The organism is Nocardia sp. NPDC051833 (assembly GCF_040681225.1).
Classification (GTDB): domain Bacteria; phylum Actinomycetota; class Actinomycetes; order Mycobacteriales; family Mycobacteriaceae; genus Nocardia.
This window is the reverse complement of sequence record NZ_JBFAYK010000003.1, coordinates 580,793-602,278: the sequence shown is the minus strand read 5'-3', so window position 1 is coordinate 602,278 and position 21,486 is coordinate 580,793. Positions and strand designations below refer to the sequence as shown.

The 21,486-nt window shown below is 70.9% G+C and carries 17 protein-coding genes; 9 read left to right on the top strand and 8 right to left on the bottom strand.

All coding sequences use genetic code 11. The features are described 5' to 3' along the window. Positions 1-5 precede the first annotated feature (5 nt). Positions 6-1,421, bottom strand: a complete 1,416-nt coding sequence (locus AB0L91_RS27375; protein WP_365014912.1) for an amino acid permease — start codon at positions 1,419-1,421, stop codon at positions 6-8. Between the two features lie 146 nt (positions 1,422-1,567). Between AB0L91_RS27375 and AB0L91_RS27370 the strand changes: the two genes are divergently transcribed. Continuing rightward, entirely contained in the window at positions 1,568-2,560 is a 993-nt protein-coding gene (locus AB0L91_RS27370; protein ID WP_365014910.1) for an LLM class flavin-dependent oxidoreductase, read from the top strand. 12 nt (positions 2,561-2,572) lie between these two features. On the opposite strand, the gene AB0L91_RS27365 is transcribed toward AB0L91_RS27370, so the two are convergent. After that, positions 2,573-3,400, bottom strand: coding sequence for an NADPH-dependent oxidoreductase (locus AB0L91_RS27365; protein ID WP_365014909.1), 828 nt, complete (start codon positions 3,398-3,400; stop codon positions 2,573-2,575). Between the two features lie 133 nt (positions 3,401-3,533). On the opposite strand from AB0L91_RS27365, the gene AB0L91_RS27360 reads away from it, so the two are divergent. Both AB0L91_RS27360 and AB0L91_RS27355 read left to right on the top strand, forming a co-directional pair. After that, a complete protein-coding gene (locus AB0L91_RS27360) occupies positions 3,534-4,139 on the top strand; it encodes a pyridoxamine 5'-phosphate oxidase family protein (RefSeq protein ID WP_365014907.1) in 606 nt (201 codons plus the stop codon). Positions 4,140-4,148: 9 nt separating this feature from the next. Next, positions 4,149-4,895, top strand: coding sequence for a M50 family metallopeptidase (locus AB0L91_RS27355; RefSeq protein WP_357349841.1), 747 nt, complete (start codon positions 4,149-4,151; stop codon positions 4,893-4,895). On the opposite strand, the gene AB0L91_RS27350 is transcribed toward AB0L91_RS27355, so the two are convergent. Next, a complete protein-coding gene (locus AB0L91_RS27350; protein ID WP_365015298.1) occupies positions 4,886-5,368 on the bottom strand; it encodes a gluconokinase in 483 nt (160 codons plus the stop codon). The two genes, AB0L91_RS27355 and AB0L91_RS27350, sit on opposite strands and share 10 nt — an antisense overlap. 122 nt (positions 5,369-5,490) lie before the next feature. Next, positions 5,491-7,530, bottom strand: a complete 2,040-nt coding sequence (locus AB0L91_RS27345) for a CocE/NonD family hydrolase (RefSeq protein WP_365014902.1) — start codon at positions 7,528-7,530, stop codon at positions 5,491-5,493. Between the two features lie 254 nt (positions 7,531-7,784). Here AB0L91_RS27345 and AB0L91_RS27340 point away from each other — a divergent pair, with 254 nt between their 5' ends. Then, complete coding sequence (locus tag AB0L91_RS27340) at positions 7,785-8,585, top strand: VOC family protein (protein WP_365014899.1); 801 nt, start codon at positions 7,785-7,787, stop codon at positions 8,583-8,585. Between the two features lie 33 nt (positions 8,586-8,618). On the opposite strand, the gene AB0L91_RS27335 is transcribed toward AB0L91_RS27340, so the two are convergent. Further along, positions 8,619-10,037 (bottom strand): O-antigen ligase family protein, encoded by a 1,419-nt coding sequence (locus tag AB0L91_RS27335; RefSeq protein WP_365014897.1) that lies wholly within the window; start codon positions 10,035-10,037, stop codon positions 8,619-8,621. Between the two features lie 216 nt (positions 10,038-10,253). Between AB0L91_RS27335 and AB0L91_RS27330 the strand changes: the two genes are divergently transcribed. Then, on the top strand, positions 10,254-10,616 hold the full coding sequence (locus AB0L91_RS27330) for a cupin domain-containing protein (RefSeq protein WP_355281977.1): 363 nt from the start codon (positions 10,254-10,256) through the stop codon (positions 10,614-10,616). 4 nt (positions 10,617-10,620) lie between these two features. Here AB0L91_RS27330 and AB0L91_RS27325 read toward each other — a convergent pair whose 3' ends face one another. Beyond that, positions 10,621-12,522 (bottom strand): alkyl sulfatase dimerization domain-containing protein, encoded by a 1,902-nt coding sequence (locus AB0L91_RS27325; protein WP_365015296.1) that lies wholly within the window; start codon positions 12,520-12,522, stop codon positions 10,621-10,623. Positions 12,523-12,747: 225 nt separating this feature from the next. After that, on the bottom strand, positions 12,748-14,370 hold the full coding sequence (locus AB0L91_RS27320) for a helix-turn-helix domain-containing protein (RefSeq protein WP_365014895.1): 1,623 nt from the start codon (positions 14,368-14,370) through the stop codon (positions 12,748-12,750). A gap of 132 nt (positions 14,371-14,502) precedes the next feature. On the opposite strand from AB0L91_RS27320, the gene pruA reads away from it, so the two are divergent. The 4 genes from pruA (at position 14,503) to AB0L91_RS27300 (ending at position 19,260) form a co-directional block, all read left to right on the top strand. Beyond that, a complete protein-coding gene (gene pruA, locus AB0L91_RS27315; RefSeq protein ID WP_365014893.1) occupies positions 14,503-16,155 on the top strand; it encodes an L-glutamate gamma-semialdehyde dehydrogenase in 1,653 nt (550 codons plus the stop codon). Continuing rightward, the gene (locus tag AB0L91_RS27310) at positions 16,155-17,114 is read left to right on the top strand and encodes a proline dehydrogenase family protein (RefSeq protein ID WP_365014891.1); all 960 of its coding nucleotides are present in this window, start codon (positions 16,155-16,157) and stop codon (positions 17,112-17,114) included. Before pruA ends, AB0L91_RS27310 begins: the two co-directional genes overlap by 1 nt. A gap of 72 nt (positions 17,115-17,186) precedes the next feature. Beyond that, complete coding sequence (locus AB0L91_RS27305; RefSeq protein ID WP_357349855.1) at positions 17,187-18,614, top strand: amino acid permease; 1,428 nt, start codon at positions 17,187-17,189, stop codon at positions 18,612-18,614. 34 nt (positions 18,615-18,648) lie between these two features. Next, entirely contained in the window at positions 18,649-19,260 is a 612-nt protein-coding gene (locus AB0L91_RS27300; protein ID WP_365014888.1) for a helix-turn-helix domain-containing protein, read from the top strand. Here AB0L91_RS27300 and AB0L91_RS27295 read toward each other — a convergent pair. Continuing rightward, on the bottom strand, positions 19,243-21,309 hold the full coding sequence (locus tag AB0L91_RS27295; RefSeq protein WP_365014886.1) for an AMP-binding protein: 2,067 nt from the start codon (positions 21,307-21,309) through the stop codon (positions 19,243-19,245). The genes AB0L91_RS27300 and AB0L91_RS27295 overlap by 18 nt on opposite strands. Positions 21,310-21,486 lie beyond the last annotated feature (177 nt).

The window sequence follows — 21,486 nt, the reverse complement described above, 5'->3', positions numbered from 1 at the left end:
CGCGGTCAGCCGGTGTGCGCGACGCCGCGGCGGCCGAAGGCGTAGTAGCCCAGGCACACCAGCGCCGCCCAGACCGCCCCGACCACCAGCGCGGTGCGCCCGCCGTCGGTCCACAGCAGCAGCACCACGACCAGACCGAGGAAGCCCAGTGCGGCCCAGGTGGTCACGGGCGCGCCGGGCAGCCGGTAGTCACTGGCGGGCAGCTCGCCGGCCCGCACCTTGGCGCGATACTTCAGGTGGCACACCAGGATCACGCCCCACACCACGATGATGCCGACGGTACTGACCGAGGTGATGTAGGCGAACGCCTTGTCCGGCGAGACCAGGTTGACCACGACACCGATCACCATCGCCGCCGCCGAGGCGCAGATGCCGGTGAAGGGCACCGACTGCTTGCTCAGCTTCGCGAAACCGCCCGGCGCCTCGTCCCGCAGCGCGAGGCTGCGCAGCATCCGCCCGGTGGAGTAGATGCCGGAGTTGCACGACGACAGCGCCGCGGTGAGCAGCACGAAGTTGATGATGCCCGCGGCGGCGGGAATGCCGATCTGCTCGAACACCTCGACGAACGGACTGCGGCCCGCGTGGAAGGTACGCCAGCTCGCCACCGACATGATCACCACGAGCGCGCCGACATAGAACAGGCCGATGCGGAACGGCAGGGTGTTGATCGCCTTGCGCAGCGTGGCCTTCGGATCGCGGGCCTCCCCCGCCGTCACGCCCACCAGTTCGACACCCACGTAGGCGAACACGACGATCTGCAGCACCAGCAGGGTCTGCCCGAAGCCGTGCGGGAACACGCCGCCGTCGGCCCACAGGTTGGTCACGGTCGGGTTCGTGGCGTGGCCGAAGCCGAACACCAGCACGCCGATGCCGATCAGGATCATCGCCAGGATCGCGGTGACCTTGATGGCGGAGAACCAGAACTCGCCCTCACCGAAGATCCGCACCGAGATCAGGTTCGCGGCGAACAGCACCGCCAGCACCACCAGCGCGGTCACCCACTGCGGGATGTCGAACCAGTACTGCACGTATTTGCCCGCGACGGTGATCTCGGCCATGCAGGTCGACACCCACACCGCCCAGTACGACCAGCCGGTCGCGAAACCGGCGAAGCGGCCGAGGAATTCGTGCGCGTATTCGGCGAAGCTGCCCGACACCGGCCGATAGGTCAGCAACTCACCGAGCGCGCGCATGATGACGAAGATGGCCAGGCCCGCGGCCAGATAGGCCAGGATCAACGACGGCCCGGCCTGCTCGATCGCGGCGCCGGAGCCGTAGAACAGGCCGGTACCGATCGCGCCGCCGATGGCGATCATCTGGATGGTGCGCGGGCTCAGGCCGCGCGCGTAGCCCTCCGATTCGGTCGTCGGAGCGGGCGCCTGCACGGCTGCGGTGGATAGCCCGGGGCCGTCAGCTGACATGGATCGTGTCCTTCCGTCGCGTCGATCAGTCCTGCACGCTACCGCCCGGCAACCGTGGCACCGGTCACCACCACCGGGGCGCGGAAATACCCGCCGTCCCGCCCGGGTTGCCTCTTGCGGGGGTCGGATCACTGTCGAGGAGGCTCATGAGCGCGGTCACGCTGTCGGTTCTGGATCTGGCGCCGGTACAAGCCGACGTGAGCGCGGGCGAGGCCCTGCACGCGACGACGCGGCTGGCCCAGCACGCGGAGGAACTGGGCTTTCGCCGATTCTGGGTGGCCGAGCACCACAACATGCCCGGCATCGCCAGTTCGGCGCCCGCGGTGGTGCTGGCCCATCTGGCCGCCTCGACCTCGCGTATCCGGGTCGGCTCGGGCGGGGTGATGCTGCCCAACCATCCGCCGCTGGTGGTGGCCGAGCAGTTCGGCACGCTCGAGGCATTGCATCCCGGCCGGATCGATCTGGGCATCGGCCGCGCGCCCGGCACCGATCCGGTGACCGCGCGCGCCCTGCGCCGCAGCGCCGAGGGACTCGGTGGCGAATCGTTCCCGCGCGAGCTCACCGCGCTGATCGGGTTCTTCCGCGGCGCCGACGCCGAGGGCATCGTCGCCAGTCCCGGCCACGGCGCCGAACCGGCGGTGTGGCTGCTCGGCTCGAGCGGCTACAGCGCCCAGGTCGCCGCGGTGCTCGGACTGCCGTTCGCGTTCGCCCATCACATCGCCCCGGAGAACACGGCCCCGGCCCTCGCGCTCTATCGCGACAACTTCCGGCCCTCGGACACGTTGAGCGAGCCGTACACCATCGTGGCCGCCTCGGCGATCTGCGCCGACACCGACGCCGAGGCCGACCGGCTCGCCGCGCCCCGCGATCTCGCCTTCGCCCAGCTGCGCGCGGGCCGCCCGCAGGCGCTGGCGACCCCGGAACAGGCCGCGGCCTTCCCCGGCAGCGACGCGGAGCGCCGCTTCGCCGAGCAGCGCAAGGCCGGTCAGCTCCAGGGCTCGCCGGACACGGTGCGCGCGCAGGCCGCCGCACTGCTCGCCGCCACCGCGCCCGACGAGCTCATGCTCAACACCCTGGTCTACGACATCGACGCCAGGATCCGTTCGCTCGAGCTGAGCAGCAAGGCGATCAACGGCTGAGCCCGAATCGGCTCAGAGCAGCCGGAATCCCCTGGTGCGCAACGACTCCCGGAGCCGGTGGCGGCCGTTGAGCGAGGCCACCGTGGCGAGCCGGGCCAGCACCCGTTCGGTCCACGAGAACGGCAGACCCTGGTCGGAGTAGATCTCGCCGATGCGCTCCTCGTAGGCGTCGATCGCCGCGCGCTGACCGGCCAGGTCGTAGGTCTCCTGGTGCAGCACGGCGGCCTGCGGCAGGCGCGGCTTCACCCGGGTGCCCTCCGCCGGGTCGGGATGGCCGACGACCAGGCCGAACACGGCGAAGACGTGGTCGGGCAGCCCCAGTTCGGCGGCCACCCGCTCGGGATCGTTGCGCAGCGCGCCGATGTAGACGGTGCCGAGCCCGAGGGATTCGGCGGCGACCACCGCGTTCTGCGCCGCGAGCGCCGCGTCGACGAAACCGACGTAGCTGGATTCGAGATAGTCGGCGCCCTCGAGCGGCACCCCGCGATCGTCGGCGAGCTGACGCAGCCGGGCGAAGTCGGCCGTCCACACCAGCAGTACCGGGGCCTGCACGATGTGCTCCTGACCGCCCGCGATCTCGGCCAGGCGGGCCTTGCGCGCCGGATCGCGCACCTCCACGACGCTCCACACCTGCAGGTTCGACGAGGTCGCCGCGGACTGCGCGGCCGAGACCAGCAGCCGGATCGTCGCGGGCGACACCGGATCTGGCAGGTACCGGCGCACCGATTTGTGGCCGTGCAGCACCTCCAGCACCTGGTTCCACTGTTCGGGAACCTCGGTCGCCGGATCGGCGTAGCGCTGCTGCACGAGGTGGACGGGGCTGGGGGCGGTCTGCGTCATCCCGCCATCGTCGCCGCACCGGCCCGGCGCGTCTGCGGTAACCCTCACCGTGAACCGAACGGAGGTCCCGGGACGGCCGATCGATACAGTAGGGAGGGGGAGCCCGCCGACGGGTGGGACGAGGGAGCGCGTCATGGGCAAGATCTTCGACCGGATCGACGACAGGTTACGGGCCTTCATCGGCGAGCAGCCGATCTTCTTCGTCGGCACCGCGCCCTCCGACGGCGGCCACGTCAACGTCTCCCCCAAGGGCTACCGCGACACCTTCGCCGTGCTCGACGAGCACACCGTCGCCTACCTGGACCTGTTCGGCAGCGGCGCGGAGACGATCGCGCACCTGCGCGACAACGGGCGGATCACCGTCATGTTCTGTTCGTTCGCCCGCACCGCCCGCATCCTTCGACTGTTCGGCACCGGCCGGATCGTCCGGCCCGACTCGGCCGAATTCGACACACTGCGTGCACGATTCGGCACCGAGCACCCGGGTATCCGGGCGATCGTCGTGATTGCGGTGGACCGGATCGCCGACTCGTGCGGCTGGTCGGTGCCCTACCTGGAACTGGTCGAGGAACGGTCCATCCTGGACGAGGCCCACGCGCGCCGCACCGACGCCGATTTCGCCCGCCGGATCGCCGGTGACAACGCCACCAGCATCGACGGACTGCCCGCGCTGGAACCGGATCACCCGCTGCCGTCCCAGGTCACGCGGGAACGCACGCCGCACGCCGTGGACGGCTAAAGTGCGGCGGTGAACACCGGATCCGCCAGCTCGCTGCTCGACCGTCTCCTCGCCACCCAACCCGCGCCCGCCTGGTGGCTGGTGCTGGCCACCGCCGCCGTCGCACTCGTCCTGGTCGGTTACCGGCCGCTGTGGCGGCTCACCAGGGCCGCGGTCACCGTGGCGCACGAGGGCGGGCACGCGCTGGTCGCCCTGCTCACCGGCCGCAGGCTGCACGCGATCACCCTGCACACCGACACCTCGGGCCTGACCGTGTCCAGCGGGAAGCCGACCGGTCCCGGCATGATCCTCACCGCGGCCGCGGGCTACCCGGCGCCCGCGCTGCTCGGGCTCGGCTACGCGGCGCTGCTCGGCTCGGGCCGGGTGACGCTGATGCTGTGGGCGACCCTGCTGATGCTGGCCGCCGTCCTGATCAAGGTCCGCAACATCTACGGACTGCTGACCGTCGCCGTGCTCGGCGCGCTGGTGTTCGGGGTGTCCTGGTTCGGCACCGACCAGATGCAGGCCGCGTTCGCGTATCTGGCCGCCTGGTTCCTGCTGGCCGCGGCGGTCCGCCCGGTGATCGAACTGCAGCGCAGCCGCCGCAGGCAGCCCGGCCACACCGCCTCCGACGCCGACCAGCTGGCCCGGCTCACCCATCTGCCCGCCCTGCTGTGGGTGGGGCTCTTCACCGTCCTGTGTCTGGCCGCGCTGGTCGTCGGCGGGGCGCTGCTGCTGGCGCCGGTGCAGCAGCTGCACCCGCTGCTTCAGCGGTGAGCGGCGTGCCAGGCCGCGACGGCCTCGGTGACGAGGAGGGTCGGCGGTTCGAGCGCGTTCAGGGTGATGCCCGCTTCGTCGGGCTGTAGCGGTTCCAGCGTGTCCAGCTGGGAGTCGAGCAGGGCTGTCGGCATGAAGTGACCGAGCCTGCCGGTCATCCGGCGCAGCAGTTCCTCGCGGCCCGCGGCCAGGTGCACGAAGTAGGTGTTCGGCGCGCCACGGCGCAGCCGGTCCCGATAGGCGCGACGCAGCGCCGAGCACGCGGCGACCCCACCGGATTCCTGATGCTCGCCCAGCCAGCCCGCGACGATATCGAGCCACGGGGCGCGGTCCTCGTCGGTCAGCGGGATGCCCGCCGCCATCTTCTCGATATTGGCGATGGGGTGGAAGTCGTCACCCTCGGCATAGGGCACCCCCAGCCGTTCGGCCGTGAGCGCGCCGACGGTCGTCTTGCCACACCCGGACACGCCCATCACCACGATGACGGGTTGCACCACACCGACCTCCTCGTCCGAGCCACTGCCCTCCAGGCTCACACACCGGGCCGGAACCGGGTCAGGGAAACGCCGAACCGGTGATCGATTCCGGCGCAGGCTCAGGGAATGGGACGGTCGGTGGGCAGGTTGACGAAGCTCGGCGCGGCCGGGTCCAGCCGCAGGTGCTGGGGTTCCATCCCGCTGGCGTTCAGCATCGGCCGGAACGGCAGCGCCTTGGGCGCGTTGCCCGCGTAGACATCGATGCGCAAGCGGTGTCCGGGCGCCAGGACCGCCTGGGTCGGGATGACAGCGACGTCGAGATCGGTGGGTGCGCCCGGCACCACAGGCAGCAGATGATCGACGGTGAGCGGATTGAACGGTGCGGTGAGATCGCCGTTGACCGAGCGGGCGCTGCGCCGTTCGTCGATGGCGCGCATCGACGTGGTGAGCTGGCCGGTGGTCAGCACGGTCGAGGTGCCGTCGGGCGCCACATCGTTGACGGTGACGTTCCAGAACCCGTCGGTGGTGTCGTGCACCGTGTTGAGCCGCACGTTGATCGGGCCCGAGATCACCGTCTGCTCGGTGAGCGGGGCACTGGTGAAGGTGAGCGCGTTGCGTTCGGCGATCCGGGAGTCCTTCGCGCAGGTGTCCAGTGCCGCGGCCATCCCGGCCGAGCCCTGGGCGGCGTCGCGGGAGCACATCGTGCTCAGACCCGGTGCGACGGTGAGGTTCTCGGTGCCCGTCGGCCCGGTGGCACTGAGCGATCCGTCGTGCAGGCTGTCCTCGGTGCTGCCGCTGGGCGCCGCCGAGAAATAGACGCGGCGGTGCGTGACGCCCGGCATCGGGAACTCCGGCAGCGTGATCCAGCTACCGCCCTGCTGTTTCACCGTCACCGGGCCGAAACCGTCCACGCCGCTGTCGATGTCCTTGAGCCACTTGTCGAACCATGCCCGCTGCAGCACGTCCAAGCGCGGCGGCGCACCCGGAACACCGGTTCCCGCACCGGGATTGGCGTGATAGGTGTCGCCGACGACGAGCTGCTTGCGGCCCGCGGGCAGCGGGATCTGCTCGTAGAGTTTGGTCGCGCTGTTGGCGAAGATGTCGTGCCAGCCGCCGTAGACGAACGTCGGCACGGTGACCTGCTCCGGATGCCCCATGATCGCCTCGCGGAACGCGGAGGTGTCGTCGAGGGCGCCGTCGAGCGCGGGCGGCATGTTCGACAGCGACGGGGTGAGCAGCGACTGGGCGAGCAGGTCGAAATTGGTGGTCGGATCGGCGAGGCGATCGTGGAACCAGGTCCAGTCGAAGGTGCCGTCGGCCATCGAGGCCACATCCGGCACGAGCTTGAGCTGGTTCACCGAGTTCAGCCACAGCGGCAGGAAGGTGGTGCCGACGCCGCCGCCGGGCGCGACCACATCGCGCATCAGGTCGCTGCCCGGTTCCACCGGGAAGATGGCCTGCAGCGCGGCGGGCGCGTTCTCGGCCGCGCGCAGCTGGTTGATGCCGGAGTAGGAGCCGCCGCTCATGCCGATCCGCCCGTTCGACCACGGCTGCTGCGCCGCCCAGTCGATCACCTCGCGGGTGTCGAGTTGTTCGCGCGCGCCGAGGGTGTCCCATTTGCCTTGCGACAGCCCGGTTCCGCGCACGTCCGCGACGACGACGGTGTATCCGCTGCTGATCAGCTTGCGGTCGACACCGAGCATGGTCTGGATCATGCCGCCGTCGAGCGCCTGCATCAGGTCGCCGAACCCGCTGATCGGGGTGGCTGACAGGTTCAGCCTGCGCACGATGTCGACGGCGGTGGTCTGCAGGCCGGGGATGGCGGCGGCGGATTCGATCAGGCCCGTCATCAACTTCGAGTAGGGCGTCAGGCTGACGATCGTGGGCAGCGGCCGCTGTTCGATCTCGCCCGCCGCGTTCGCGGGCCGGTAGATGTCGGCCTTGAGCACGACACCGTCGCTCATGGTGATCTGCGTGCCGCGCTCCACCCGCACCTCCGGGTAGGCGGCAGGCCCGTCGTGCAGGGCCGTCCAGCGCGCCGCGGGCGGTTCGGCCGGCTCACCCGCCGCCGGTCCGCCGCCACATCCGAGCACGACCGTCACCGCGAGGATCGTCACCAGCATCCGGACGAGCCCGCGTTCGGAACCTCTCACTGCCATTGTGTGTCGCTCCCCGACCGGTTCGTTCGTCTCCACTGTTGACCTAGCCGCCGCACGATCGAGCGCGGAAACTGTAACAGGGGTAACGACCTGAGGCGGCCAGCGTCGGCCCGCTCGGACTGTCGCAGTGAAGACGTGTTGTTCCAGTTCAGCGCGCCGCGGGGTCCTCGCGACTGTCGGTGGCCGGTGGTTGACTGACACCCGCCGGCGCGGATCCGGCCGGCTTCCATCCATCGCCGAGGAGGACGTTCGACATGCCCACACGTGACGAAGCTTGGCCGCAGGGCACGCCCTGCTGGATCGACTGTCAGGTCGACGACACCACCGCCGCCCGCGACTTCTACAGCGCGCTGTTCGGCTGGGACATCCAGGACAGCCCGGCGGAGGCGGGCGGGTATCTGATGGCCATGCTCGACGGCAGGCCCGCCGCCGGGATCGGACCGAAGCCCGACGGGATGCCGATGCCCTCGGCGTGGACCACCTATTTCGCGGCCGCGCGCGCCGACGAGATCGCCGAGAAGGTGAGCAAGGCGGGTGGGCAGGTGTTCATGCCGCCGTTCGACGTGCTCGACGTGGGCCGCATGTTCATCGGCGCCGATCCGACCGGCGGGGTGTTCGGCGTCTGGGAAGCCAAGGCGCACACCGGCGCCGGGGTCTACAACCAGCACGGCGCCTACTGCTGGAACGAACTGCACACCGGCGGCTACGACCAGGCGCACGACTTCTACAACACGGTGTTCGGCTGGCACTACACCGAGATCGGTGACGGCGAGAACTTCGTCTACTCCACCTTCGCGCTGCCCGGCGAGACGCACACCATCGGTGGAGTGATGGACGCGTCCGCGCTGGGCACTCCCACCTACTGGCTCACCTGGATCCAGGTCGACGGTGCCGACGCCGCCCTGGCCAAGGCCACCGAGCTGGGCGCGAAGGTGATCATGGGCCCCGACGACAGCCCGTTCGGGCGGATGGGCATCGTGCAGGCACCCCAGGGCGAGGTGTTCGGCGTCATCGATCCCGCCGAGGCCGTGGGTGAGGTCCCCACCGGTTCCTGAGGCCGGAGACCGGGACCGCGTCGCCCGCCGTGGTCACCAGGTGCCACGGGGAGTGGGCACGAACCCCGGGCCCGCGCGTCCCCGGTTCGGTTCGGGCGCACGGGCTCTCGGCAGTGTCCGGGTGATGTCGCGGGGCAGCGGCATCGTCTCGTCGAACAGCGACACCGCGCGCCAGGGCTGCGCGTCGATCGCCGGTTGCGCCTGTCGTCGCCGGGTCTCGTCGGTGACGAGGACGGCGGCGATCGCGGCCGCCGCGAACGCGATCCGCTGGGTGTTGGCGGGATGGTCGCCGAGGCTGATCACCAGGAAACCGCACAGTCCGGCCGCCGTGGCGGGCGCCGTCATCGATCCGGCGGCGCTCGCCGTCACGGCCGTCCAGGTACCGACGACGGTGATCGCCAGCATCGCCAGCAGCCCGCCGACGCCGGCCTCGACCGCGAAGTTCAACCACAGGTTGTGCGCGTGCTGGAACTGCTCCGTGCTGTCGACCGCCGCGGTGAGGTGGGCGCCGGCGCGGGCCGGTCCGACACCCTGCGGACGGTCGGCGGCCAGCCGCGCCGCGGCCGTCCACACGTCCGCCCGCACGCCGACCTTCCCGCGGGTCACGAGGGCGACCAGGACCGGCCCGGCGACGAGCGCGGCGCCGAGCGGGATCATCCACGGAACCCAGCGATCGGTCGTCGCGTGCCTGCCGGGCCGCAACCGCCGCAGGAAGACGTACACCGCCAGCCCCGCGATCGCCGCGATCACCCCGCCACGCGATCCGGTGAGCAGCACCCCCAGGTACCCCAGCACGACCAATCCGCCGGCGACCAGCCGCGACCGCATGTCCGCCAGCGAGGCGGCGCCCGCGGCGGCCACCGGCAGCAGCAGCACCAGGTAGGCGGCCAGCAGATTCGGGTTCGCGAAGGTGCCGACCGCGCGGATCATGGTGTCGGGACCGCAGATGTCGGCGGATCCGTCGATCGCGCCACGACAGAAGCCCGTCGGGGTCTCCTGCACGATCTGCTGCAACGCGACGATGCTCGCGATCGTGGTGCAGGCCAGCGCGAGCAGGGCGATCGCGGGCCAGGAGTCGGGCACCACCCGGCGCACACCGACCGCCAGGTAGTAGACCGCCACCACGGTGAGCAGGCCGCGCCACGACGACCACGGTTGTCCCGCCAGCTGATTGGCCACCGCCGAGGCGACGAGCAGCAGCGCGATCGGCAGGTCGAACGCGGTGCGGAACCGGGATTCGCCGGTCAGCGCCACCGCCAGCAGCCCGACGAGGACGACCAGCCGGGTCGGGGTCACGATCCAGGTGATCGGTTCGTCGGGCAGGATGTCGGCGACGCATTCGAGTGCGATCGCCGCCAGGCACAGCAGCGCGGTCGCGCGCGCGGCGACGACGTGCGGGGCCGCGCGCGGGGCGGGCCGCGCGACGTCGGCCGCGGCGCGGGGATAACTCATCCGTCAGGTGTCCCGCACCGGAGTTTCGGGACGGCCACGGACAGGCGTTGTCCGGATGACAGTTGACGCCGGGTCAGCTGAACCGACGTTTCGCTTGCGAACGGTCCCCCACCGGCGAACCATTGACTGTGCGGTGGCTGCCGTCGTGGGCCGAGCGCGCACACGCGCCCGGTGGACCCGACCCGTCGGCCACCTCCGACGACCCAGGAGCCGATGATGTCCGCCCTGACGCGCAAGAATTTCGACGCACCCGAGGAAACCAGGCCCTTCGAGCAGGACAAGGGCAAGCTCGATCTCGTGAATCTCGACAGCGGACCGGTGGGCCGGGCCGTGTTCGAACCGGGCTGGCGCTGGTCGCTGCACGTCAAGCCGATCGCGGGGACCGAGAGCTGTCAGGCACCGCACATGGGCTACTGCCTGTCGGGGCGGATGGTGGTGGTGATGGACGACGGCGAGCAGCAGGAGTTCGGGCCGGGCGACCTGATGGTGGTGCCGCCCGGTCACGACGCCTGGGTGGTCGGCGACGAAGCCTGCGTGATGCTCGATTGGCAGGGCGTCGCCGACTACGCCAAGCGGTAACCGCTTACGGCGTCACGATGGCGAAGTTCGGGTCCGGCTTGTCGATCAGGCCGGGCAGCTTCGCCAGCGCGGTGATGTCGCCCTCGATGATGATGTCGCCGCTGAGCACTTCCTTCTTCAGATCGCCGCCGCCGGCCAGGCTGCGGATCAGCACGGGCCTGGTCAGGGTGAGGGTGGCATCCGGCGCGGGCAGGTCGTCGCCGGGGAACCGGTCGTAGTGCACGAGCACGCCGTTGCGCAGTTCCACGCGGTGGGTCCGGTTGCCCTCGTCGCTGATCCGCCAGTCGCTGGTGGTCCGGACGTCCCAGGCCTTGGGCCCGTCGATGCGCAGCGCCATCGCGTCGAACACCTGCTCCACGCTCAGCGCCGCCGCCAGCGCCGCCGAATTCGCCGCGGTCGGGGTGCCGAAGGAGCCGTTGCGCAGTTCGTAGGCGCCGCTGAGGTAGAAATTGCGCCAGGTGGCGTTCTCGGCGCCGTAGGCCAGCTGTTCGAACGCGCTCGCCTGCAGGGCTTTCGCGGTGCCGTTGTCGGGATCGGCGAAGATCGCGTAGTTCAGCAGCTGCACCGCCCAGCGGAAGTCCGCGGCGTCGTAGGCCCGCTGCGCCTGCTGGAGCACCGCGGCGGTGCCGCCCATGGCGTCGACGTGACGGCGGGCGTTCTCCACCGGCGGATGCTCCCAGAGGTGGGCCGGGTTGCCGTCGAACCAGCCCATGTAGCGCTGGTAGACGGCCTTCACGTTGTGGCTGACCGAGCCGTAGTAGCCGTGCGTCGACCAGGCGGCGGTGAGCGCGGGCGGCATCGTCATCATCTCGGCGATCTCGGCGCCGACGTAGCCCTTGTTCAGCAGCCGCAGCGTCTGATCGTTGAGGTAGGCGTACAGATCGCGTTGCAGGGACAGGAATTCCACGATCCGGTCGGTGCCCCAGATCGGCCAGTGGTGCGAGGAGAACACCAGCTCGCTGCGGCGGCCGTAGCGGTTGATCGAATCGGTGAGGTACTTCGCCCAGACGTGCGGGTCACGGACCAGCGCGCCGCGCAGGGTGACGATGTTGTGCATGGTGTGCGTGGCGTTCTCGGCCATGCACAGGATGCGGCGGTCGGGGAAGTAGAGGTTCATCTCCGCGGGTGCCTCGGTGCCCGGCGTGAGCTGGAAGACCATCCGCACGCCGTCGACCGTCTCGGTCTGATCGGTGTGGGTGATGTCGCGGGTGGGCGGGATGAGGCTGACCGTTCCGGTCGAGGTGGTCTGGCCCAGACCCGAGCCGATCTGGCCCTTCGGTCCGCGCGGTAGGGCGGCGCCGTACATGTAGGCGGCGCGGCGGGCCATCGCCGTACCGGTGTAGATGTTCTCGGCGACCGCGTGTTCCAGGAAGCCGGCCGGCGCGAGCACCGGGCAGCGCCCCGCCGCGACGTCCTGCGGGGCGAGGACGCCGTAGCTGCCGCCGAAGTGGTCGACGTGGGAGTGCGTGTAGATCAGGCCGGTCACCGGCCGGTCACCGCGGTGCTTGCGATACAGCGCCAGGCCCGCCGCCGCGGTTTCGGCGGAGACGAGCGGGTCGATCACCACGACGCCGGTGTCGCCCTCGATCAGGGTCATGTTCGACAGGTCGAGGCCGCGGATCTGGTAATAGCCGGGCGCGATCTCGTAGAGCCCCTGCTTGACGGTGAGCTGGGACTGCCGCCACAGGCTCGGGTTCACCGATTGCGGACAGGCACCGGCGAGGAACTCGTAGGAGTCGTTGTCCCACACCACCTTTCCCGCCGCGTCGGTGACCTTGCCCGGCTCGAGCGAGGCGATCCAGCCGCGATCGGCGTCGGCGAAATCGGCGGTGTCGCCGAAGGGCAGGGTGTCGGTCAGCGCGCGATTGGCGTCGGCGACGGACTTCGTCGGGTCGGTCTGCGTCATCGACGGGCTGACCTCGCCGCTGTCGTCGCCACAGCCGGTGACGGTGAGGCCGACGGCCAGCGCGGCGGCCGCCCCGGCTCCGACGCCGAGCATGCCGCGGCGCGACACCTCGAACCGATCCGTGTTCGTCCCGTCCACCACTACATCCTCACTCAGGTGATCACTTCCCCGCCGCACGAGCGGTGCGACCGGCGTCGCTATTGCAGCATAACTGCAATAACTGAGTTACGACTGAGCAATCGGCACAGCGGCCAGCTGGATCTCGAGCAGCAGCCGGTCGGCGGGGTCGGCCAGGTCGATCCCGAGCACGGCCTCGGCCCGGCGCAGCCGGTAGCGCAGCGTGTTCGGATGCACGCGCAGCGCGGCCGCCGCGGCGCTCACCTCACCGTGCGCCCGCAGATAGGCCAGCACCGAGCCGCGCAGCTCGGCGGCGTGTTCGCGGTCGTAGGCGTCGAGCACGGCCAGCCGGGGATCGTGCAGATGCGGCCGGTCCCGGACCAGCTCGACGATCTCGGCCAGCAGCACGGCCGTCCTGGCCTCGGCCAGGGTGGCGACCCGGCTGCCCGACGCCGCGGCCGCCGGGCTGTCCAGCACACGATCGACTTCGGCGCGGGCACCCGCGACGGCCGTCAGCCCCGCCACCGGCGCCGCGACGGCCGCGCGCACCACCAGCCCGCGCGCCTGTTCCAGCTGCGCGACGAGCTTGCGCAGCCAGGAGCCGACGCCACGCTCGGAGTGATAGGACGGCAGCAGCACGTACACCCGGTCACCGATCGCCTCGGTCACCGAGTCGTCGCGAAAGGCGCTGGCGTGCAAGCGGATCAGGCCGCTGGAGGCGGTGAGGTCGGCGACCGGGCCGACCGGGGCGAAGCCGATCACCGCGGCGGGACCCGCGGTCGGCAGGTGTAGCGCGGCGGCGACGGACGGAACGTCGACACCGTCGCCGTGGGCGCCGAACAACCGGCGCACCAGCAGGGCCTCGGTCGACGGCGCGTCCAGCCCGCGCGCGATGATCCGCGCCGCGACCGCCGACGCGCCACGCAGCACCTGCGCCGCGTCCGGCCGCAGCGGGCGATCGCCCTGCTGGAGCCAGATGGTGCCGAGCACCCGCTCGGGGGTACCGCGCCGGATGCCGACCACCAGCCTGCGCCGGATGTCGAGTTCGGGATGTTCGGGCACGTCGACGACCTCGTCGCTGCGCCACACCCGGTCGAAGACCCCCCAGTCACGCAGGATCCGCAGGTAGTCGCCCGGTCCTTCGCGACCGAGGATGGACCGGATGCGCAACTGGTCGGCGGAGGCGTCGGAGGCGGAGTAGGCCAGCACATGCGACTGCGGGTCCTCGATGGACACCATGCCGCCGGTCTCCTTGGCGACCACCTGCGCGAGGCCGAACAGGTCGGTGTCGGGGGCGAGCAGGTCGTGCTCGTCGGCCGCGGCGCGCTGGCCGGGCGAGCGTGCCAGCATCCGGCGCACCAGCGCGAACACCTGGTCCCAGCGGGCCTGCCGGTGCACGTGCACCAGCGCCAGCCCGGCCGCCGACGCCGCGGCCCGCACGGCGGGCGAGTCGTTGGCGCTCTTGGTCATCAGCACGCGAGGGCGCTGGCCGGGATCGCGGGCGCCCACGCCCCGCAGCCAGCGCACGGTCGCCTCGGCATCGACACCGACCAGCAGATACACCGTCGGCAGCGCCCCCTCGGTCTCGAGCTGGTCGGGCAGGTCGGCGGGCTCGGCGAGCGCGACCGAGCGCAGCGGCACCGACTCCCCCGCCGGCGCGTCGACCAGCGTGGCGACGGTGTGGTCGAGGGCGGCGATCAGCTCGCCCAGCGTCGTGGCGTCGTCCGGCATCACAGACCTCCCGGCTTTGTCCGATCGGATGAACCCTTGCGCTGTTCTTCGTCCGATCAGCCGATTATGCCGCGTGACACCCGGTGTTGACTACGTCACATCCCGCCACCACTCGACGCAGGAGCCGCCCTCATGGACGCCATCGCGACCACTCCGCCGCCGGTCAACGAACCGGTCGGCAGCTTCGCCCCGGGGACCCCGGAGCGTGCCCGGCTGCGCACCGCCCTCGCCGATCTGTCCGCGACACCCACCGACATCCAGCACGTCATCGGCGGCCGCCACGTGCCCGGCGACGGCCCGGCCGTCGACGTCGTCCAGCCGCACCGGCACGCCGCCGTCCTCGGCACCCTGCACGACGCGACCGCCGCCGAGGCCACCGCCGCGGTCGAGGCGGCCACCGCGGCGGCACCGGCCTGGCAGGCGATGTCGTTCGACGATCGCGCCGCGATCTTCCTGCGCGCCGCGGATCTGCTGGCGGGACCCTGGCGCGAGACGATCGCGGCCGCGACCATGCTCGGCCAGTCCAAGTCCGCCTACCAGGCCGAGATCGACGCGCCGTGCGAACTCGTCGATTTCTGGCGCTTCAATGTCTCCTTCGCCCGCCGCATCCTGGCCGAACAGCCGATCTCCGCGCCCGGGGTGTGGAACCGGATGCAGTACCGGTCGCTGGAGGGTTTCGTCTACGCGGTCACGCCGTTCAACTTCACCGCCATCGCGGGCAACCTGCCGACCGCGCCCGCGCTGATGGGCAACACCGTGGTGTGGAAACCCGCGCGCACCCAGGCCGTCGCCGCCTACCTGACGATGCGGCTGCTCGAGGCGGCGGGACTGCCCGCCGGGGTGATCAATCTCGTCCACGGTGCGGGACCGGCGATCTCGGAGGTCGTCCTCGCCGATCCACGACTGGCGGGCGTGCACTTCACCGGCTCGACGGCCACCTTCCAGCACCTGTGGCGCGAGGTGGCGCAGCGGATCGACCGGTACCGCACCTACCCGCGGCTCGTCGGTGAGACCGGCGGCAAGGACTTCGTGCTGGCCCACCCCTCGGCCGACCCCGCGGTCCTCACCACCGCCCTGCTGCGCGGCGCGTTCGACTACCAGGGGCAGAAGTGCTCGGCCACCTCGCGCGCGTTCGTCCCGCGCTCGGTGTGGGCGGCGATGTCGGAGGACCTGATCGAGCGGACCGCCGCGCTGCGCTACGGCGACGTCGCCGACTTCACCAATTTCGGTGGGGCACTGATCGATCGACGCGCCTTCGACCGCAACACCGCCGCGCTGGAGCGGGCCAAGGCGACGCCCGGGCTGACCGTGGTGGCCGGGGGCCACAGCGACGACAGCGTCGGCTGGTTCGTCGAACCGACCGTCGTCGTCGGTGACGATCCCGCCGACGAGATCTTCCGCACCGAGTACTTCGGCCCGATCCTGGCCGTGCACGTCTACGACGACCGCGTCCCCGACGCTTTCACCGCCGCCATGGATCTCGTCGACCGGGGCAGCGCCTACGGTCTGACCGGCTCCATCATCGCCGAGGACCGGGCCGCGATCACCGCCGCCACCGACCGGCTCACCTTCGCCGCGGGCAACTTCTACATCAACGACAAACCGTCCGGCGCCGTCGTCGGCCAGCAGCCGTTCGGCGGCGGGCGCGCCTCGGGCACCAACGACAAGGCGGGCTCGGCGCAGAATCTGCTGCGCTGGACCTCCGCGCGCACCATCAAGGAAACCTTCACCCCGCCGACCGAGCACCGCTATCCCCATCAGGCACCCGACCCGGAGGTCCGCTGATGTCCGCCGTCCTGCGCTCGACCCTGCTCGCCGCCGCCCGCTCGCCGCGACTGGAACGCGCCATCACCCGGCTGCCGGTCAGCCGGGACGTGGTGGCCCGCTTCGTCGCGGGCACCACCGTCGACCAGGCGGTGCGCGCGGCCGAAACCCTGCTGCGCTCCGGCCGTTTCGTCAGCGTCGACTATCTCGGCGAGGACACCACCGATCTGGCGAGCGCGGAATCGACCGTCGCCCAGTACCGCACACTCGTCGCCGCGCTCGGCCGGCTCCCCCAGGCCGAGGTGGCGGCGGGCGCCGTGCGGCCGCTGGAGGTGTCGGTGAAACTGTCGGCGCTGGGCCAGGCCCTGCCCCGCGACGGACACGCCATCGCCCGCGAGCACGCGCACCGGATCTGCGCGGCCGCCGAGGCCGCGGGCCTGTGGGTCACCGTCGACGCCGAGGACCACACCACCACCGACTCGACCCTCGAGATCGTGCGCGAGCTGCGCGCCGACTACCCGTGGCTCGGCACCGTCCTGCAGGCCTACCTGCGCCGCACCGAGGACGACTGCCGCGCGCTGGCCGGTCCCGGCTCGCGGATCCGGTTGTGCAAGGGCGCCTACGACGAACCCGAGTCGGTGGCCTTCCGCGACCGCGCCGAGGTCGACGCCTCCTATCTGCGCTGCCTGGCGATCCTGACCGCGGGCGCGGGGTACCCGATGATCGCCTCGCACGACCCGGCGGTGCTCGCCGCCGCCGGGGTCGCGGTGCAGTCGGCGCAACGCAAGACCGAGGAGTACGAGTTCCAGATGCTGTTCGGCATCCGCGCCGACGAACAGCAGCGACTCGCCGACGCGGGCAACCACGTTCGGGTCTATGTCCCCTACGGTGACCAGTGGTACGGATATTTCATGCGCAGGCTGGCCGAACGGCCCGCCAACCTGGGGTTCTTCCTGCGCGCGCTGGTCGGCGGGCGCTGAACAATATTCACTCTCGGCGCCCGCGGCCCCGACGTGGCGGTGTACTGGTGTGCGTCGACGGAAGGAACGCGAATGTCTTTCGCAGAGTTGCGCGCCCAGATGCTGCGCCGCAAACCCCTCGTCGAGGTCGAGGACGAGATCCCGAGCGACGAGCGGCTCGCCAAATCGCTCGGGCTGTGGCAGCTGACCGCGATCGGCGTCGGCGGCATCATCGGCGCGGGCATCTTCACCCTGGCCGGGTCGGTCGCCCACTCGGTCACCGGTCCCGCGGTCTTGATCTCGTTCCTGATCGCCGGTGTGGCCAGCGCGGCGGCGGCGCTGTGTTACGCCGAGTTCGCGGGAATGGTGCCCAAGGCGGGATCGGCCTACACCTACGGCTACGTCTCGCTCGGTGAGCTGGCGGGCTGGTTCATCGGCTGGGACCTGCTGCTGGAGTACATCGCCGTGGCGGCGGTGGTCGCGATCGGTGTGTCCGGCTACTTCGGGTTCCTGCTCGACCAGATCGGCCTGACCCTGCCCGAGTGGATGCTCGGCGCGCCCGACACCGGCGACGGGCGGGTCGTCGACCTGTTCGCCGTGCTGTTCTGCCTGGGCACCGCGTGGGTGCTCTCGCGCGGGATCGGCAGCGTCGGCCGGTTCGAGACCGTCGCGGTCGGGATCAAGGTCGCGCTGGTGGTGCTCATCGTCGTGCTCGGCGTGTTCCACATCGACAGCGCCAACTACGACCCGTACTTCCCGTTCGGCGTCGGCGCGGTGTGGACGGGCGCCGCGACGGTGTTCTTCGCCGTGTTCGGCTACGACGCCATGAGCACCGCGGCCGAGGAATCCGTCGACGGGCGCAAGCACCTGCCCAAGGCGATCATCTACTCCCTGGCCATCGCCATGGTGCTCTACGTGCTGGCCACACTGGTGCTCACCGGTATGCAGAAGTACACCGAGATCAGCCCGACCAGCGGGTTCTCCACCGCGTTCGAGGCGGTCGGGATGCCGGGCGTCGCCAACATCATCGCCGTCGGCGCGATCGTCGGCATCGTCACCGTGGTGCTGACGTTCATGCTCGGCGTCACCCGGGTGTGGTTCGCGATGAGCCGCGACGGGCTGCTGCCCGCGTGGTTCGCCAAGACCCACCCGACCCGCAAGGTGCCGACCAGGGTGACCTGGATCGTCGGCGTCGGCGCGGCGATCCTGGCCGGCGTGCTGCCGATCAACACCGTCGCCGAGCTCACCAACATCGGCATCCTGATGGCCTTCATCGTGGTGTGCGTCGCGGTGATCGTGTTGCGCCGCACCAGGCCCGACGCGCCGCGCTCGTTCCGGCTGCCGTTCATGCCGGTGATCCCGCTGGTCGGCATCGGGTTCTCGGCCTACCTGATCTACTCGCTGCCGTGGGAGACCTGGCTGCGGTTCCTGGCGTGGCTGGTGGTGGGTCTGATCGTCTACTTCGGCTACTCGCGCACGCATTCGGTGATGAACCGGACGGCGGTGCCGCCGAGCGAGTGACCCGGGGGCGGGCGGTCTGTGCTGTGATGGGCCGATGAGTTCAGGGCACGAGACCGCGGCGACGGGCGAGCACACCGCGCGCCCGCCGCGACGGCGCCGCGATCCGGAGAAGACCCGCGAGGCCATCATCGACGGGCTCCTCGCCGCCCTCACCGACGGCGATTTCGCGCCGACCACGCGCACGATCGCCGCCAGGGCAGGCACCTCCGAGCGCAGTATCTTCGTGCACTTCGCCGATCGGGAGGCCCTGCTCGTCGCCGCGGTCGAGCGCCAGTCGGCGACGGTCGAGGCCTGCCTGGTCACCCCCGATCCCACCCTGCCGCTGGCGGAGCGGATCACCCTGGCGGTCCGGCAGAGCTCGGCCGTCTTCGACCTCCAGCGGTCCCCGCGCCTGCCCGGTCTGCAGGAATCCCGCTCCGTCGCCGAGATCGACGCGCGGATGCGGCGCACCGACGACCGTATCCGCGACACCCTGGCGGCCCTGTTCGCTCCCGAACTGGCCGGTGACGACGAACTGCTCGACCTGGTCGAGGGCGCGCTGGCCTGGCCCGCCCACCACCACCTGCGGGATCGGCGCGGCCGCTCGCGCGAACAGGCCGCGGCCGCGATCGAGCGGGCGCTGCGGCGGCTACTCGCTCAGGGCTGACTCCGGGCGCACCAGCACCCGCTTGAGGATCTTGCCGGTCTCCCCGCGCGGCAGCGCGGACAGGAAGGTGACATCGCGCGGGACCGAGAAGCGGCTGAGCCGGTTGCGGATGTAGGTCCGGACCATGTCCGAATCCAGGCCCGCCCCTTCGCGTTTCACCACGAACGCGGCCAGCCGCTGCCCGAACTCCCGATCGGGCACGCCGACCACGGCCACCTCGGTGATCTGCGGCAGATGGGCCAGCGCCTCCTCGACCGGCCGCGGGAAGACGTTCTCGCCACCGGAGATGATCATCTCGTCGTCGCGGCCCGCGACGAACAACCGGCCCGCGGCGTCGAGATAGCCGAGATCGCCGGTGTCGAGCATGCCGTCGGCCTCCTCCGGCGGCGCGGCGTTGACATAGCCGTCGAAGAGCATGTGGTTGGCGACGAAGATGTGCCCGGTCGCGCCGACCGGCACCGGGCGCAGGTCGGGACCGAGCACGGCCACCCGGGTGCCCAGCGGCGGGCGGCCCGCCGTGGTCGGCGAGACCCGCAGGTCGGCGGGCGTGGCGACGCTGGCCCAGGACACCTCGGTCGAGCCGTACACGTTGTAGAGCACGTCGCCGAAGGTGTCGAGGAAGCGCAGCACGGTGGCCCCGGCCAGCGGCGCGCCGCAGCTGACGACGTGACGCAGGCTGGACAGATCGAAGCTCGCGCGCACCTCGTCGGGCACGTCGAGCAGCCGCTCGACCATCGTCGGGACGACGATCAGCGTGGTGATCCGGTGCTCGACGATCGCGCGCAGGCAGGCGAGCGCGTCGAAGCCGTCGGTCAGCACCACGGTCGCGCGCAGGGCCGTGCTCAGCTGCAACCCGGCCAGGCCCCAGGTGTGGAACAGCGGCGCCGGGATGAGTACGACCTCCTCGACCCGCATCGGGATCCGCGAGAGCAGGGCCGCGATGGTGCCGAAGCCCTTGGGGTGCGGGCGGCGCGCGCCCTTCGGTGAGCCGCTGGTTCCGGAAGTGAGCACGATCAGCCTGCCGGGATGGGCGGGCACCGGAAAATCGTTCTGCGCCAAGGTGATCAGGCCGTCGATGGTGGTGCGTTCCGGGTCCGGCGGCTGGTCGTCGGTGGTGAACCGGGGCACGTCGCTGTGCAGGTAGCGGATCAGGGTCTCCAGCTGCCCGTCGACGTAGACCGCGCTGAGGCGGTGCCGCTGCACGATCTCCTCGATCCGCCGCCCCGACAGCCCGGCGTTGAGCAGGGCCACGTCGACACCGAGTTTGCCCGCCGCGACCATGGTTTCGACCATGCCCGCGTGATTGCGCGCGAGCAGGCCGATCGCGTCACCCGCGCGCAGGCCGAGGGAGTACATCGCCCCGGCCAGCGCGGTGGACCTTTCGTCGACCTCGGCGAAGGTGCGTGTGCCGTGCGGACCGATCACCGCGAGGCGCGTCGGCGTGTGCGCGGCGCCCGCGGCGTAGCCGCCGGCCAGGTTGAAGCCCCACTTCGCCAGGGAGCGAAGCTGTTTCACGATCGAGACGGGTTCCGGGCGCATCAGCCCGGTGGCCGCGATGCTGCGCACCACCCCGGTATTGCGGCGCACCACCGAGCGCTCGGCGTTGATCACGATCGAGGATCTGGTGCCCGCGATGATGTCGGCGGTGCGGCGCAGTCCGGCCTTCACCCAGTCGGTGACCGCGGAGTTGCTGCGCGCGCCGAGCATCGGGTGCACCCTGGCCGCGGCGAACAGGGTGATGTCGAGGCGGGTGCGCTGCTCGTCACCGCGCAGGCGGATCGCGGCGAAACTGCCCAGCGCGGAGCTGCGCAGCTCGAAACTCTCGTACCAGCGCCCGATCTCGAGCACGAACTCGTGGGTCTCGATCCCCGCGCTCGCCGAGCCGACCCGCACCTGCCAGACCACCGAACCGTCGGGGCGCTCGACCCGTTCGCAGCTGCCGATGCCGGTGAACATCCGCGGATAGCTCTGGGGGTCCAGCAGGACGTCCCACAGTGATTGACGCGAGATCGTGAAATCCGCGGTGACATCGATGACGTCGGTGACCAAACTCCGTGCTCTTCCCGTCGGCCTGTTCGACCAGTCGGTCGGCGGGCAAAAATGGGCGCCACGGTCGATACCGCCGCGCGGGTCGCCACGCTACCCGCCCGTGCCGTTCCTCGATCAAGAATCAGACAAAACCGGTGGTTTCGGGCCGCTTCGGCCGGACTTTGGTTTGCGCGCCAC